Source organism: Stenotrophomonas sp. C9D9, assembly GCF_056491205.1.
Window position 1 is genome coordinate 689345 of the sequence record NZ_JBSZIF010000006.1, and the last position, 16362, is coordinate 705706.

Sequence of the window (16362 nt, forward strand, 5' to 3'; positions counted from 1 at the left end):
ACGGGCGGGGGCAGCAATTGGATGCAGGCAATGCAATGCATCCAACCAGCCGCTCCCGCCGTATCACCTGGACCCTTCCCTTCCGGATGAACGCCATGCGCGCTGCCTGGCTGTTGCTGTGCCTGCCCCATGCTGCGCTGGCGGCGCCCTGGCTGCGAAGCGAGGGCGTGGCGACCTCCAGCCAGGGCGCCGTCCTTTACCGTGAGGTGCACTGGCGGCGCGAGGCAGCGGAGGGCGCCGAGCGATGGGTGTTGTACCAATGCCCGGACGGCCAGCCATTCGCCCGCAAGCATCTGCCGGCAAGCGCCCGGCCGCAGGCACGGGGCTACTCGCTTGAGGATCGTCGCAGCGGCCAGAAGGCCGAGGTGGAGGCCGCCGGCGATTCGGTGTCGATCTCCTGGCGGGAAGATGGCACAAGCCCGCTGCGGCAGGGCCAGCTTGCGCTGCCGGCGGATACGGTGATCGATGCGGGATTCGACGCGGCGGTGCGCCTGCACTGGCCGGCGCTGCTGCGGGGCGAGCGCATCACGCTGCCGTTCCTGGTACCGGCGCGCCAGCGCTACTTCCCGGTACAGGTGCGGCGCACCGGCCCTGTTCGCTGGCAGGGTATCGACGCCCAGGCAATCGAGGTCAGCCTTGACACCTGGTACGGCGGCATCGCGCCGCGCCTGGCCCTGGTCTACGCCACTGCCGACCGCCGCCTGCTGGAGTTCCGTGGCACCAGCAACCTGCGCGATGCGCGCGGCAGCTACCCGCAGGTGACGGTGCGCTTCCGCTCGCCACCAGCCGAGCGACCGGCAAGCGACTGGCAACAGGCGTGGGCGCAACCCCTGCTTGAGCGCTGCGTCGTGACGCCCAGGTGAAATGGAAATTTACTGCGCCGTGGCGCATCCATTGCGCATCCTGCTGCGTACAGAACATCAAGACACCCGCCGAGATCCGCCATGGCCTCTGTAGCGCCCCTCCCCCATCGACGCTGGCGCCTGCTGCGCACGCTGCAGCGCTGGTTCGATACCGGCAACGCCGCAGAAAGCAGCGGCGAACGGCCGGGCCGCATCGACTGGGTGCGCGCCGTGCCCTTCGCGCTGATGCACCTGGCCTGCATCGCCGTGCTCTGGGTGGGGATCTCGTGGACAGCGGTGATCGTCGCCGCAGCGCTCTATGCGGTGCGCATGTTCGCCATCACCGCGTTCTACCACCGCTACTTCTCGCACCGCACCTTCCAGGCATCGCGGCCGGTGCAGTTCGTGTTCGCGGTGATCGGCGCCTCCAGCGTGCAGCGCGGGCCGCTGTGGTGGGCCGCCCACCACCGCCACCATCACCGTCACGCCGACCAGCCGCTGGACCCGCACTCCCCCCGTGAAGGCGGTTTCTGGCGCAGCCACATGGGCTGGTTCCTGACCCGCGAGGCCTTTGCCACCGATCTGTCGCGGGTACCGGACCTGGCGCGCTTCTCCGAACTGCGCTGGCTGGACCGTTTCGATACGGCCGTGCCGGTACTGCTGGCCGCAGCGCTGTATGCACTGGGCGCCGGGCTGGAGCGCTGGGCACCGGGCCTGCACACCTCCGGCCCGCAGCTGCTGGTATGGGGCTTCTTCATCTCCACCATCGTGCTGTTCCACGCCACGGTCACCATCAACTCTCTGGCGCACCGCTTCGGCCGCCGCCGCTTCGAGACCCGCGATGACAGCCGCAACAATCTCTGGCTGGCGCTGCTTACCTTCGGCGAAGGCTGGCACAACAACCACCACTTCTTTCCGGGCACCGTCCGCCAGGGCTTCCGCTGGTGGGAAGTGGACCTGACCTGGTATGGACTGCGCGCGATGGCGGCGCTCGGGCTGGTCAAAGGGCTCAAGCCGATTCCCGAGTGGGTGCTGGCCAAGGCGAGGTACTGACATGCGCATCGCGATCATCGGCTCCGGCATTGCAGGACTGGCCAGCGCCTGGTGGCTGGACGGCGAACACGACGTCACGCTGTTCGAGGCCAATGACTATCTGGGCGGCCATACCCACACCCACGACGTACAGGTGGATGGCATGCGCATGGCGGTGGACACCGGCTTCATCGTGTTCAATCCCCAGCACTATCCGCTGCTGACCGCATTGTTCGACGAACTGGGCGTAGCTTCGCAGCCGACCACGATGAGCTTCTCGATGCACAGCGAACGCAGCGGCGTGGAGTACAACGCCACCTCGCTGGATGGCCTGTTCTGCCAGCGCCGCAACCTCGTGTCGCCGCGGTTCTGGGGCATGCTGGCCGACCTGCGCCGGTTCTACCGCGATGCCCCCCTGTTGCTGGCAGAAGACGAGGGCCCAACGCTGGGGCAGTACCTGCGCAGCCAGCGCTACGGCGATGCCTTCATCGACGAGCACCTGCTGCCGATGGCCTCCGCGCTGTGGTCGTCCCCGACGGCCACGGTGATGGACTTCCCGGCCCGCTACATGGCCCAGTTCATGGCCAACCACCAGATGCTGCAGATGACCGGGCGAGCGCCGTGGCGGGTGGTGAGCGGCGGATCGGCGCGCTATGTCGATGCCCTGCGTGCCCGCTGGCGGGTGCATGAGCGGCTGGAGTGCCCGGTGCAGTCGGTCGAGCGCATGCCCTGGGGGGCGCGCGTGCACAGCGCGGCCGGCGTGGAAGGCTTCGATCAGGTCATCCTGGCCTGCCACAGCGACCAGGCCCTGGCGCTGCTGCGTGACGCCGACTCCATCGAGCGCGACGTGCTCGGCGCCATCCGCTATCAAACCAATGAAGCGGTCCTGCATACCGATGCGTCATTGCTGCCGCGCAACCGCAAGGCGTGGGCGGCATGGAACGCCCATGTGCCCCGCGACCCTGCCGCGCCGTGCACGGTCAGCTACTGCATGAACCTGCTGCAGGGCCTGCCCGGCAACACGCCGCTGGTGGTCACGCTCAACCGCAGCGCGGCGATCGACCCCGGCAAGGTGCTGCGCACCCTGCGCTACGCCCATCCGGTGCACGACCATGCGGCAGTGCGCGCGCAACAGCGCTGGGCCGAGCTGCAGGGCCGCCGTCACACCTGGTTCGCGGGCGCCTATTGGGGCTGGGGTTTCCATGAGGACGGCATCCGCAGCGCCCGCCGCGTGGTCGATGCCCTGCGCACCTGCGAGCCGCACCGGGTCATGGCGGCTCACGGCGAGGTGGCCGCATGAGCGCCAGCGCGCTCTACTTCGGGCAGGTGATGCACCGCCGGCACCTTCCACACCCGCATGCGTTCCGCTATCCGATCGCACAGCTGCTGCTCGACCTGGATGAGCTCGACAGCGTGTTCGCCGGGCGCTGGCTGTGGTCGATCAATCGCCGCAACCTGGCCGAATTCCGTCGCAGCGATTACTTCGGCGATCCCGCGCGGCCTTTGGCCGATGCAGTGCGCGACCACGCTGCAGCCACCCTCGGCTACCGGCCCACCGGCCCGGTCCGCCTGCTCACCCATCTCCGCTTCGCCGGGCACGTGTTCAACCCGGTCAGCTTCTACTACTGCTACCGGGCCGATGGCAGCACGCTGGACTGCATCGTCGCCGAGATCACCAACACGCCCTGGAAGGAACGGCACGCCTACGTGCTGCCAGTCGCAACGGCCACGCACGAAGGCACCTCGCTGCGCTGGCGGTTCGACAAGTGCTTCCATGTCTCGCCCTTCATGCCGATGGATTGCCATTACGACTGGCGGTTCAACTGCCCTGATGAGGATCTGCGCGTGCACATGCAGGTCTGGCGCGACGGCGCGCGCCAGTTTGATGCCACCCAGGTCATGCAACGGCACGCCCTGGATGGCCGCGGGCTGGCCCGCGTCCTGGCCTGCTATCCACTGATGACCACCCAGGTGGTGGCCGCCATCCACTGGCACGCGTTGCGGCTATGGCTGAAACGCAATCCCGTGCACGACCACCCCACCCTTGCCGAGAAACCGCGATGAACTCAATGACTCCTTCGGTCGCGCTGCCGCGCCCCGGCTCCTTGGATGCCTTCCTGCGCCGCCGCCTGCTGGCCCAGCTGGCCCCGATGCGCGACGGCCGCCTGTGCGTGCGCGACGCGCTGGGCGAAGTCTGGTTGGGCGACGCCCGCTGCGAACTGCATGTCACGGTCACCATCGAAGACCCGGCGTTCTATCGCAAGGTGGCGGCACAGGGCAGCGTCGGTGCAGGTGAAAGCTATATCCAGGGCGAGTGGTACTGCGATGACCTGGTCGCACTGATACGCCTGCTGGTGCGCAATCGCGATCTGCTTGACAGCATGGAACACGGCCCGGCGCGCGTGGGTGGCTGGCTGCTGCGCGGATGGAACCGCCTGCGCCGCAACAGTCGTGAAGGCAGCCGCCGCAACATCGCTGCGCACTACGACCTCGGCAACGATTTCTTCGCCCTGTTCCTGTCGCCGGACCTGATGTACTCCTCGGCCCTGTTCGCCGAAGAAGGCGAGTCGCTGGAGTCCGCTTCGCGGCGCAAGCTGGACCGCATCTGCCAGCAGCTGCAACTCAAGCCGGGGGACCGCGTGGTGGAGATCGGTACCGGTTGGGGTGGTTTTGCGCTGCACGCGGCGCAGCACTATGGCTGCCATGTCACCACAACCACCATCTCCGCGGAACAGCATGCATTAGCCGCCGAACGTGTGCGGGCAGCTGGCCTGCAGGATCAGGTCACGCTGCTGATGCAGGACTACCGCGACCTGCAGGGCCAGTTCGACAAGCTGGTATCGATCGAGATGATCGAAGCCATCGGCGCCGAATACCTGGACACCTACATGGCCACGCTGCAGCGCCTGCTCAAGCCCGATGGCATTGCCCTGCTGCAGGCCATCACCATCGAGGACCATCGCTACGAGCAGGCCCGGCGCAGCGTCGACTACATCAAGCGCTATGTGTTCCCGGGCAGCTTCATTCCGTCGATCAACGCGATCATGGCCGCCAAGACCCGCTCCAGCGACCTGCAGCTGATCGCCCAGCAGGACTTCGGCCACTCCTACGCACTGACCCTGCGCGCCTGGCGCCAACGTTTCCTTGCCCAGCTGCCCGCCGTGCAGGCGCAGGGCTTTGACACGCGCTTCTGCCGGATGTGGGAGTTCTACCTGGCCTATTGCGAGGGCGGCTTCCTGGAGCGTTCGATCGGCGTTTCGCATCTGCTGCTGGCGCGTCCGGGGCATCGTCCGAGTGCCTCGCCGGACCAGGGCAGCTGAGATGCGCCGGTTCTGGGCCAATCTACTTGGCAACCAGCTGGTCTGGCTGTGCGCCGTGGCCGGCGCCGGGCGCGGCTGGCAATGGCCGGCGCTGCTGGCAGCATCGCTCTACATCGGCAGCCAGCTACTGACGTCGCCACAACCCCGGCTGGATCTCCGCCTGATGCTGTTGGCGCTGGCCTGCGCGTGGCTGGTCGACGCCAGTGCCGCCGCCAGCGGCGCCGTGCGCTACGCTGCTGCCCCGCTGGGCTGGGCGCCGCCGCCCTGGATCATGGCGTTATGGGCCGCGTTTGCGATGACGCTGACCACCTCGATGCGCTTCCTGCTGCGCCACCCTGCCCTGCCAGCCCTGTTCGGCCTGTTGCTGGCCCCGCTGGCGTATCTCTCCGCAGCGCGCGGTTTCGAGGCGGTCCGTTTCACTGCGCCGCTATGGCAGGGCCTGCTGGTGCTGGGTGTGGGCTGGAGCATCGCGCTTTCGCTGCTGTGCATGGCCGCTCGTCGCGGCTCCCGCACCCTCCCGCCGCCCTTGGCCGGAGCACCGTCATGATCAATCTGCTGTGGGTGCTGCTGTATGCCGCGCTGGTGATGAGCTGGGGCTGGGCCTGGCAGCGCCGCCACCACAACATCGGCGTGGTCGATGTGCTCTGGGCCAAGGGTGTGGGCGCATCGGCCCTGCTGCTGGCGCTGCTGGGCGATGGCGCGATGGTGCCGCGGGTTGCACTGGGGCTGCTCGGCGGCCTCTGGGGCAGCCGACTCGCCCTGCACCTGTGGCATAGGGTCCGTCACGAAGACGAGGACGGGCGTTACCGTTACCTGCGCGAGCATTGGCACGGGCATCAGGGCAGGATCTTCGGCTTCTTCATGGCCCAGGCATTGCTGGTCGTACTGTTTGCCCTGCCCTTCGTTGCAGTGGCTGCCAATTCCCACGCCGGCCTGACACCGTGGATCGTGGCCGCGGCATGCGCCTGGCTGCTGAGCGTCGGCGGCGAGAGCCTGGCCGACCATCAACTGGCCCGGTTCCGCGCGAATCCAGCGAACAAGGGTCGCACCTGCCGCGACGGGCTCTGGCGCTACTCCCGCCACCCCAACTACTTCTTCGAGTGGCTCCACTGGTTCAGCTACGTCCTGCTCGCCATCGGCTCACCGCTATGGTGGCTGGCCTGGGCCGGCCCGCTGCTGATGTACGTATTCCTGCGCTACCTGAGCGGCATTCCGTTCACCGAGAAGCAGGCGCTGCGCAGCCGCGGCGACGACTACCGCGCCTACCAGCGCAGCACGCCGATGTTCTTCCCCTGGTTCCCCCGTTCTTCCAAGGAGCATTCCGCATGAGCGCGATCCCGTCACTGAACCCGGCCGACGACACGGAAACCGGGCTGGTCGCCTGGGCCGAGCGCGGACTGGTTCCCGATGCGGCGCTGCGCGCCGGCATCCGTCGCCTGTGCGCGCAGCGCCTGCATGAGGAATTGGCGGGCGGTATCGAGGCGCAGTCCGCGCGCTTCAGCCGTCGCATCGCAGAGCTCGCCGACAGCCCGCTCGCGCTGCACACCGACGCGGCCAACCGCCAGCACTATGAAGTTCCCGCAGCCTTCTTCCAGGCCTGCCTGGGCAAGCGCCTGAAGTACAGCAGCTGCTACTACCCCACCGGGCGCGAAACGCTGGACCAGGCGGAGGAGGCCATGCTGGAACTGTATGGCCAGCGCGCCGAACTGGCCGATGGCCAGCACATCCTGGAGCTGGGCTGCGGCTGGGGTTCGCTGACCCTGTGGATGGCCGAGCGCTTCCCGCAGGCCAGGATCACGGCGGTGTCCAATTCGCACAGCCAGCGCCACCACATCCTGGCGCAATGCCAGGCCCGGGGGCTGCACAACGTCGAGGTGCTGACCCGCGACGTCAACCAGCTCGAGCTCCCAACCGCGCGCTTTGATCGCTGTGTCTCGGTGGAAATGTTCGAGCACGTGCGCAACTACGAACGCCTGCTGGCGCGAATCAGCCAGTGGCTGAAGCCCGACGGCGCGCTGTTCGTGCACATCTTCGCCCATCGCACGCTGATGTACCCGTTTGAAACCGAGGGTGGCGACAACTGGATGGGGCGTCACTTCTTCACCGGCGGGCTGATGCCGGCGGCCGATACGCTGCTGCACTTCCAGCGCGACCTGCGGCTCGATCAACGTTGGCTGCTGGATGGCACCCACTACCAGCGCACCGCCGACCACTGGCTGGCCAACCAGGATGCAGCCCGCGAGCAGGTGATGCCGGTTCTTGTCGCGACCTACGGCCAGACCGCGGCGAAGATCTGGTGGCAGCGCTGGCGCATGTTCTGGATGGCATGCGCCGAGCTGTTCGGCTACGACGACGGCCAGCAGTGGCTGGTCGCCCACTATCTGTTCCGCCCCCGTTGAGGTGTGACATGCGCATGCGCTCGCTGCTTCCCCTGCTGGCATTGAGCCTGTTTGGCTCCGGCTGCAGTTCCAGCGATACCCGTCCCCTGCCTCGCCCGCCATCGGTGGACGTGCCACGCTTCATGGGCGACTGGTATGTGATCGCCCACATCCCGTCCTGGCCGGAGCGCGAAGCCTTCGACGCGCTGGAAAGCTACGCGTTGAAGCCGGACGGGCGCATCCAGACGACCTTCACCTATCGCAAAGGCAGTTTCGACGCCCCGCAGAAGTCGATGCACCCTGTTGGACGGGTCGAGAAGAACGGCAACGGCGCCATCTGGGGCATGCAGTTCGTCTGGCCGATCCAGGCCGAGTACGTGATTGCCTGGCTGGACGACGACTATGGGCAGACCATTGTCGCCCGCAGCAAGCGCGACTATGTCTGGTACATGGCACGCACGCCGCAGGTATCCGAGAGCGACTACCAGCAGGCCGTGCAACGCATCGCGGCCATGGGCTACGACACCGGCAAGCTGAGGCGTGTACCGCAGTCGGTGCGCTGACGGCAGCGTATATCGACATCTGGCTGGCGCCCGATGTCGCCTTCATCACCGCAGCCGCATTGGCCATGCCGCACGCGCGCAGCCGCTGTCGCGGCCATGTGTACCCTCATCGCCACCGTCCCGGGCCAGCCAGCAATGGTCGCCGACGGCATCGCAGCCTGGCGCCCGAACCACGAACACTCAAGACTCGACCGCGGCGGCCGCTAATGGCCAATGCAGGGCTGTGCGCGCCGGTCACAATGGCCCGCGAAGGGCGCACTCCGGCCGCAGCCGATTTCACAATGGAAGGAACAGGCAGTTGAAGGAAGAACGACGCAACACGTTGCAGGCCAGGCACCGCGCGATCCTCAGCTTCTGGCACAGGGTTGAGTTCTTCATACCCTACGATCTGCAGGGCCAGGTCCTTGAGTCGAAAGACGCGGATTGGAGCGTACGGCTGCTGTCCAGGGATCAGCTGGAGCGACTGGACCCGCAGGATCTGTGGTCCCCACCCGTGCCATCCGGGCGCAGGCTGAGTGGATTCGATGTCTACCTCGGCATTTTCGACAAGGTCCAGCTGGCCGACATCACCCAGCGGGTACTGGCCGATACGCCGAGCGATGACGAATCGCTGGAGCAGGACGAACGGGCCGAACTGGAAGGCCTGACCTGCGCGGCCAGCCTGCGGGCCAACGCCGACGGCGTGATGCAGCTGGGTGAAATCTCGGTGTCGACCGTTCCGTGGGCACTGGGCACGATCTCCAGGCATGGCTTGCAGGGTCTGGGCTTCGACGCCTTCCAGGCAAGCCTTGAAGCACTCAAGCGCGACGTGGCGACGTTCCGCAGCACCACTGCCAGCCCCGCCGCACAGGATGAGGGCCCGATGCCCTGCAGCCCCGACGACCTGCTGCGCCTGCTCGACATCCTGCGCACCTGGTCGGGTCATGACCCGTCCGCGGGCGACGCGTCCGCTCCCCTGCTGGTCATCCGGGCGAAAAGCGTTGAAGACAAGCCGAAGCCGGAACAGGTACCAAAGGCCGCACCCCCGGGGCCCGACAATGCGTCAACGCCGGAAGCGGACGACGCCGAGGACGATGAGGCCCAATCCGAAGAGGACGCGGAGATCAGCATCCTCAACAGCTTCTTCGTCGAGGATATCGCGTGCGCCATCGGCGCACTGGACCAGGGCACTGCCAGTGCCCCCCTGCGCGCCTACCTGAGCCCATTGCCGGAAAGCCGGCGCGAAGACCTGTACACACCGAAAGGGCAGACGCTGATTTCCGAGCGGCTGCGGCCGCGGCACATCAATCGGGGCCACTGGCCCGGTGATCCTGCGCACACGATGAGCCTGATGCAGCAGTTCGCTGTGAACAGCATCTTCGAGCAAGTGCGCGACTCAGGCATTTTCTCGGTCAATGGCCCACCCGGGACCGGCAAGACCACGCTGCTGCGTGAAATCTTCGCTGAAAACATCGTGCGCCGTGCACGCGCATTGTCACAGTGCGCAACGCCCGCCGCTGCGTTTGATGCAACCCGCGAAGTGAACTTCGAAGGTGAGAAGCCGTGCAGGATCTCCCTGCTGAAGACCGACCTGGCCGGCTTCGAGATGGTGGTCGCATCGTCAAACAACGCCGCCGTGGAGAATATCTCGCGTGACCTGCCGAAGAGCCGGTCACTGGGCAAGCCCGGAGGATCGCGCTGGCGCAACAGCACAGGGGATGCGACCTTCGACTACCTGCGGCCGCTGGCCCGCAACCTGCTCGATTGGAATGGCAGGGGCGCCTATGAGCGACCGGCAACAGATAGCGATGCCTGGGGGCTGATCAGCTGCGCACTGGGCAGGAAAGCCAACCGCGAGGCGCTTGTGCGGGCGATCAGCGTGGCCGGCCCGAGGAAGGGCGAAACGACCTCACCGAAGGGGTACGACCCGACCCGCCACCAGTCGCTCTGGCAATGGCGCAGCAGCCCGGCAGCCATGAGCTTCCAGGAGGCCCGGCAGGCGTTCGACCAGGCGGATGCGATGGTCAACGGACTGGTCGAAAAGCTTGATCGGCTCGCCTCGCTCAGCCGTGAAATCAGCGACAACGATCAGGAGAGCTTCTGCCGGTATACGGCTTCACAGCTTCGCGATGCACAGCGCGCGCATGAGCAAGCCGTACAGGCATTCATTGCGCTCGACAGCCAGCGCCGCAGGACCGATGAAGAGCTCGCGCTGCTCAAGGCGCAACGCACCCTGCTGAAGGAAGAGAAGCCTGGCTGGTGGGCCCGCATCTTTGATCGGCAACGTGCGAACAGCCATGCGGCCACAATGGCGCAGAACGCAGATCATCAGCAGCAATGGACCCTGCGCCGCCTCGAACTCGGGCCGCAATGTGATTCAGCGCAACGGCACCTGGACCGCACCGCGAGCGCCCTGGCCGAGGCATCGGCCGCCGCGCAGGTACGGGCGCAGCAGTGGACTGCAATGGCGGAACAGCTGGAACAGCTGAAAGCCGAACTCGGCAACGCATCCCATCCCGCCACCGCGGCCGAACTGGAGAATCAGGACTGGCAGATCAAGGGCGTCTGGAACAGCGAACAACTCAACGAGCAGCGTGCCAACCTCTTCGTGGCGGCACTGCAGCTTCACCAGGCCTGGCTGCACGAAGTCCTGCAGACAGGCGGCGGCTTCGCCCAGAACGTCATTGCGCTATGCCACCTGCTGGGCGGCAAGCGGCTGCAGGAGCCGCGCGATGCGCTGGCCATCTGGCAGAGCCTGTTCATGATCGTGCCGGTTGTCTCCAGCACGTTCGCTTCCGTCGCACGCCAGTTCCGCCATCTGGGACCGGACTCGATCGGCTGGCTGTTCATCGATGAGGCCGGCCAGGCCGTGCCGCAGGCGGCAGTCGGTGCACTGCTGCGCTCGAGGCGCGCAATCGTGGTGGGTGATCCGCTGCAGATCGAGCCGGTGTTCACCGTGCCGGTCAAGCTGTTGCAGGCGCTGGGCCAAACCAGCGCACTGCCCGCAGACATGAACGTCTCGCCCGACAAGACCTCCGTACAGGTACTGGCCGACGAGGCCAACCCGCTCGGTGCCCGCATGGAGTCAGGGGGCTCGCCGCTCTGGATCGGCAGCCCCCTGCGTGTGCATCGTCGCTGCGTCGAACCGATGTTTTCCATTGCCAACACGATTGCCTACGAGGGGAAGATGATCTTCTCCAACCCCTGGGAGCCAAGCGCAGCGCGGCCACCCGCTGACAGCCTGGACATCGGCGGCAGCGCCTGGGTACACGCCCCCGGCCGCACCAGCGACAAGCAGGTCGTGCCGTGCCAGATCGACCTGGTGCAGCAGGCGTTGGCGGCGCTCTATCACAGCACCGGAACCCTGCCCCCGGTCTATATCATTTCGCCCTTCAAACGCATCAAGAACGCCCTGCTCGAGCGGCTGCGGAACCAGGCTGCCTGGCTTGGCGCGGATGCCCCGCCCGGCACGCAGGCGCCACGCACCGCCGAGCTGCGCACGTGGTGCAGGGAGCGCGTCGGCACCGTGCACACCTTCCAGGGCAAGGAAGAGAGCATTGTCTGGATGGTGCTGGGGTGTGACACGGACACGGTGGGCGCGGCGCATTGGGCCTCCAGCAAGCCCAATCTGCTCAACGTCGCCGTCACCCGCGCCCAGCACCGCTGCTTCCTGATCGGAGACACCGCGCTCTGGGGCGGTCTGCGCCACTTCTCGGCCGCCCATGCCGAACAGTTGCCCCGCATCACGCCGGCGCAATTCCTGGATCGCATGTCGATCCCCCGCGTGCAGACTCGATAGTCCCCTCCCCTGCCCTGACGGAGCCGCCTACCCAGGGCAGGGGCGCAAGGCCATGCCGACGTGACGCGTCACGTCAACAGCCCCAGTGGCCACGGCGGAAGCCACGCGCACACCCCTGACCAGCGCCATATTCATTTGCACCATAAATGAGTAGGCCCGGCCCAATCGGCCGCACAAATCGATCTTTAGGAATAGTCGTAAAAACGCAACACATTCGATGTTCGACGCGACAGCGGCGCCAGAATGACGGCCACGCCCACGGGCGCCGACCACCTCCCGCGCATGAATGGATTTCCTGCACCGCGTCGGCTACGCCTGGCGCTCCTGGACGACCACGAAGTGGTCCGCCGCGGCACCGCCCTCCATCTGTCAGGCGACCTCCGCTTCGACATTGTCGCCAGCCATGGCTGCAGCGACGCTCTGCTCTGCAGCCTGCAAGGCACGCACGTTGATGTGGCCATCATCGACCTCACGCTCGCCCGTGGCGACCTGGGCGGCATCGAGCTGGTTGCCCGGCTGTGCCGGGAGTTCCCGCGCACGCCGTTGCTGGCCTTCGCTACGCTCTCGCCCACCACCAACCTCAACAGCCTGATCGATGCCGGACTCAGCGGGTTCGTCAGCAAGGCCGAGCCGCTTCCTGCGTTGTCCGATGCCATCGTGCGGGTTTCCCAGGGCCTGACCCGGGTTCCGCCGGACGTCAGGCTGGCCGGCGATCGCGGCGAGCTCAGCCGCAACGAGCGCGAGGTGCTGGGCCTGCTGCTGGAAGGCTTGACCGTCTCCGAGATCGCACTGCGCCGGCACCGCAGCATCAAGACCGTCAGCACGCAGAAGGTTGCCGTGCTGCGCAAGCTGGGATTGCGCAGCGATGTGGAAATCTACGCACTGCGCGAACGACTGGAGACGCCGTGAGGCGCCAGCCTCCATTGCGCCGCCGCTTCCTGTCCACGGGGCTGCTGGTGCTCCTTCTTCTGCCGGCTGCCTCGGCTGAAGATATCCGGTCGCCACGCTGGCTGCCGGGCAGCACGGTACGGGTCGCCACGACCCCCTCCCTGCGCCCCCTGCCCGCAGCCTTGGCCGATACGTCATCACCGCCAACGCTTGCCCACGGCTACGCCAACCTGGTGGCCCGACACGCCCAGCTCAGTTTCCTGGAACAGCCCTATCCAACCACCGCCGCATCGATCCTCGCGGTGTGCCATCACGAGGCCGACCTGGTCATGGTCTTTGGCGGGGCGAGGCACCAGGCCCTCCCCTGCCCCGACCTCGCCGCGTCCAGTCGCTTTCGTGGCGGCGCCACCCTGCTGGCCGGACGCGCCGGCGAGTGGTTGCCACGGGAGATGCACGAACTCGACACACGGGTCATCGCCGTCGTTGAAGGTGGGCCCTACGCCGGCTGGCTGCACGCACATCACCCACAGGTCCGGCTGCGGCACCTGCCTGATCGGTACGCGGCATTGGCCGCGGTCGAATCCGGCCTGGCGGACGTGGCGATCGGCCTGGAGCCCACACTACGCCCCCTGGTTCGACGCCATTTCAATGGCAGCCTGCGCCTGCAGTCGTTCGACAGCGGCTTCTCCACCGACCTCTACCTGCTCGTCCGCCACGAAGACCAGCAGCTGCTGGACCGCATCCAACAGGCACTACGTGAGATCACACTGGAGGAGCATGCGGGCCTCCTTCGACTCTGGGCGGGACAGACGCTGCCTGCCGCGGCCGGGAATGCACTGGACTGGATGCAGGCGTCGCCCCCGCGCGGGCGGCTGCTGCTGGCCCCTCTACTGATCGCCCTGCCGCTGCTGTGGCTCGCAATGCGCCACCTGCGGGCGCGCGGTGACCGCAGCGGCGCGCATGCCATCGGTGTGATCAGCCACGAGATGCGCAACTCGGCGCAGGCCGTGCTGACCTCGATCGAGCTGCTGGGGCAATCGACACTGCCGAAGGGTGAACGCGATCTGCTGGCCGCTGCCAGTACGGCCAGCCAGTCCCTGCGCAGCCTCTTGAACCGCGCACTGGACTTTTCGCGCCTTGCGAGCGGCGCTTTCAAGCCGCATGCGCAAGCCTGCGATGCAGTTCAGCTGTGCCGGCAGGCACTGGAGGCGATCCGGCCGCAGGCCCAGCGGAAGGGCCTGCAGCTGCACCTCGATGTCCAGGACGCATCCCCGTCGAACATCCTGGTGGACGCCGATGCGCTACGCCAGATTGCCAGCAATCTATTGGCGAACGCGGTGAAGTTCAGCGATATCGGCGGCATCGAGCTGCGCCTGCAGCTGATGCCGGCGACGCGTCCACGGGAGCTGCTGCTGGAAGTGATCGACAGCGGCATCGGCATCGCACCCGCGCAGGTGACAGCCCTGTTCCAGCCTTTCCAGCAAGGCAGCAGTGGACACCAGCGTGGCGGCAGCGGCCTGGGGCTTTCCATCGCGCGCGAGCTGGCCCGCGCGATGGGCGGCGACCTCACCGTGCATAGCGTGCTGGGCCGCGGCAGTCGCTTCATCCTGCGCCTGCCGGTGTATCCGGCAAGCGCCAGCGAGGATGCCGAGGGCCTGTGCACAAGCGGTACGCCACTGGCCGGACTGCACCTGCTGCTGGTGGAGGACCACGAGCTCAATCGCCACGTCATCGCCGAACAGCTGCGGCGCTGGGGCGCTGAGGTGTGCGCCGTGGAAGATGCGGCCGGTGCCCTGGCCGAACAGGCAAGACAGCCCCGCCCCATCGCATTGATCGACATCGGGCTGCGCGGCATCGATGGTCACGTGCTGGCGCGCGAACTGCGTGGGCATGCCGGGCAGGCCATTCGCCTGATCGCATTGTCCGCCCGCACCGGACGGCGTCATCGCGCACGCTGCCGCCGCTCGGGCTTCGACGCGGTGCTGGCCAAGCCGCTGCGCGTCACCCAGCTGCTGCCTGCGCTCGGCATTGCGCGGCCAGAAGGCCTGGGCGCAGACGCGCAGACGATTGACATGGACGCGGCGTACATCGCCGACATCCGCGATGAACTCGGCAGCATGGAACGGGGTGTCGATCGTGCGGACGCATCGGCACTGGGCCATCACGCGCACCGACTGCAGGGCACGCTGCAGATGCTGGGCCAATGCGAGCACGCGGCCATCGCCGCGGAGCTGGTCGATCTGGCACATGACGCCGCGCCGGACTGGGCCGATGCGCGGCGCCTGCTGGACGTACTGAAGGCTGGACAGGGCTCCTACGCAGCGGGAACCCTGCCAGTGCCTTGATCAGGCGGCCAGGCGCTCGACCTGGCGACGGGTCAGGTCATTGAAGCGACCCAGCGACATCAGGTGCTGGTGGATCAGTGCCAGCCAGCCGCTGCGGTGCCACTCGACCACGGTCGCTTCCGGCAGTGCAACGAACTTCTCGACGTCCACCACCAGGAAGCCATTGAGGTTGAACTCGCGGCCATCCGGGGTACGCACGGTGGCGTTGCGCTCGACCAGCAGGCCGTTGTCGGTCAGGGCCTTGGAGAAGGCCAGGGTCTGTTCGTGCTCGCGGGTGTACTGGCCGCAGAACTCCAGCGCCTGCTGCACCATTTCGGTGGCCTTGCCGTCAACGAACAGCGGCTGGCCTTCCTCGCCACCCTTGACCACGCGCGGGCTTTCTTCGTCGATGCCCAGCAGGAAGTCATTCTCCGCGCCGGTGTCGATGAAGATGAAGGGGTGGCGGCGCAGGTAGGCCGGAATATAGGCCTCGTCTTCCCACAGGCCGTCCTTGATGAACAGGTTCTGGTCGGACACGCCCACGGCGGCCATCGGCACCGCGCCCGGGCCGGCGAACAGGATCGGGAAGTGGTGCAGGGCCAGCGAGAACTCGCCCAGCACCAGCGGAATGGCGTTGTTGCCGGCGGCGAACTCGAGCTTGCCCGGCAGGATGCGCAGATCGGCATGCACATCGGCCTGCAGCGGCACCGGACGGGTATAGAACAGGGGGGCGCCGCTCTGCGCCGCTTCGGTGGTGGTGTCGCTGGTGGTGGTCATCTTGGGAACCGTTCGATCATGCGCGCCTGCCATCCCGGGCACGCCAGCGGGAACAACCTGAATCCCGCATTATCAACAAGCTCGATGACAACGGCCACCCCACCGCCGAACTATTTCAGCTGCAGGGGATAGCGCTGCCAGAGTACGTGGACCAGGAACCCGGCCAGTTCGGTGTCGCGCGCGCTCACCGCGGCACGGATCTTGTCCAGCAGCACCATGTCGCTGCAGGAGCGCACGTCGGCATGGTTGGCCTGCCCTGCCCTGCGCGCACGGTAGCGCGCGGCCCGCTGCGCATCGCTCATCGCGTACCCGAACTTGGGCGGACGACCGCGCTTGCGCGGCAGGGTCAGCTCCAGGGTTCCGGGGTCTTTGTCATCACGCATGGGCAGGGTGCGGGCGGCGGCGAGCAACGGGGGGTGCGCAATTTATCGTGAGGCATCACTTTAATCCAGCTTTTTCT

At 67.0% G+C, this 16362-nt stretch carries 14 protein-coding genes; 12 read left to right on the plus strand and 2 right to left on the minus strand.

Translation table 11 applies throughout. The annotated features are described in order from the left end of the window. Positions 1–95: 95 nt before the first annotated feature. From ACXI0D_RS18745 to ACXI0D_RS18800, 12 genes are all read left to right on the plus strand, one after another. A complete protein-coding gene (locus tag ACXI0D_RS18745; protein ID WP_101766403.1) occupies positions 96–863 on the plus strand; it encodes a hypothetical protein in 768 nt (255 codons plus the stop codon). 81 nt (positions 864–944) lie between these two features. Then, positions 945–1895 (plus strand): acyl-CoA desaturase, encoded by a 951-nt coding sequence (locus ACXI0D_RS18750; protein WP_101765438.1) that lies wholly within the window; start codon positions 945–947, stop codon positions 1893–1895. Between the two features lies 1 nt (position 1896). Beyond that, positions 1897–3174 carry an NAD(P)/FAD-dependent oxidoreductase gene (locus ACXI0D_RS18755; RefSeq protein ID WP_479642963.1) on the plus strand — a complete coding sequence of 426 codons (1278 nt, stop codon included), beginning with the start codon at positions 1897–1899 and terminating at the stop codon, positions 3172–3174. Continuing rightward, complete coding sequence (locus tag ACXI0D_RS18760; protein ID WP_119006243.1) at positions 3171–3938, plus strand: DUF1365 domain-containing protein; 768 nt, start codon at positions 3171–3173, stop codon at positions 3936–3938. The genes ACXI0D_RS18755 and ACXI0D_RS18760 overlap by 4 nt, the downstream gene beginning before the upstream one ends. Continuing rightward, on the plus strand, positions 3935–5194 hold the full coding sequence (locus ACXI0D_RS18765) for a class I SAM-dependent methyltransferase (protein WP_479642964.1): 1260 nt from the start codon (positions 3935–3937) through the stop codon (positions 5192–5194). Before ACXI0D_RS18760 ends, ACXI0D_RS18765 begins: the two co-directional genes overlap by 4 nt. Position 5195: 1 nt before the next feature. Next, entirely contained in the window at positions 5196–5741 is a 546-nt protein-coding gene (locus ACXI0D_RS18770; protein WP_119006241.1) for a DUF2878 domain-containing protein, read from the plus strand. Beyond that, positions 5738–6523: a DUF1295 domain-containing protein gene (locus tag ACXI0D_RS18775; RefSeq protein ID WP_119006240.1), complete on the plus strand. Its 786-nt coding sequence runs from the start codon at positions 5738–5740 to the stop codon at positions 6521–6523. The genes ACXI0D_RS18770 and ACXI0D_RS18775 overlap by 4 nt, the downstream gene beginning before the upstream one ends. Beyond that, entirely contained in the window at positions 6520–7593 is a 1074-nt protein-coding gene (locus tag ACXI0D_RS18780) for an SAM-dependent methyltransferase (protein WP_479642965.1), read from the plus strand. The genes ACXI0D_RS18775 and ACXI0D_RS18780 overlap by 4 nt, the downstream gene beginning before the upstream one ends. Before the next feature lie 8 nt (positions 7594–7601). Continuing rightward, entirely contained in the window at positions 7602–8135 is a 534-nt protein-coding gene (locus tag ACXI0D_RS18785) for a lipocalin family protein (RefSeq protein ID WP_119006238.1), read from the plus strand. Between the two features lie 298 nt (positions 8136–8433). Further along, on the plus strand, positions 8434–11913 hold the full coding sequence (locus ACXI0D_RS18790) for a DEAD/DEAH box helicase (RefSeq protein ID WP_479642966.1): 3480 nt from the start codon (positions 8434–8436) through the stop codon (positions 11911–11913). Positions 11914–12195: 282 nt separating this feature from the next. After that, a complete protein-coding gene (locus ACXI0D_RS18795) occupies positions 12196–12822 on the plus strand; it encodes a response regulator transcription factor (protein WP_049445327.1) in 627 nt (208 codons plus the stop codon). Then, entirely contained in the window at positions 12819–15146 is a 2328-nt protein-coding gene (locus ACXI0D_RS18800; protein ID WP_479642967.1) for an ATP-binding protein, read from the plus strand. Before ACXI0D_RS18795 ends, ACXI0D_RS18800 begins: the two co-directional genes overlap by 4 nt. Here ACXI0D_RS18800 and ACXI0D_RS18805 read toward each other — a convergent pair whose 3' ends face one another. Further along, positions 15147–15902 (minus strand): SapC family protein, encoded by a 756-nt coding sequence (locus ACXI0D_RS18805; RefSeq protein WP_014037169.1) that lies wholly within the window; start codon positions 15900–15902, stop codon positions 15147–15149. A gap of 110 nt (positions 15903–16012) precedes the next feature. Further along, positions 16013–16285 carry a hypothetical protein gene (locus tag ACXI0D_RS18810; RefSeq protein ID WP_005409616.1) on the minus strand — a complete coding sequence of 91 codons (273 nt, stop codon included), beginning with the start codon at positions 16283–16285 and terminating at the stop codon, positions 16013–16015. Positions 16286–16362 lie beyond the last annotated feature (77 nt).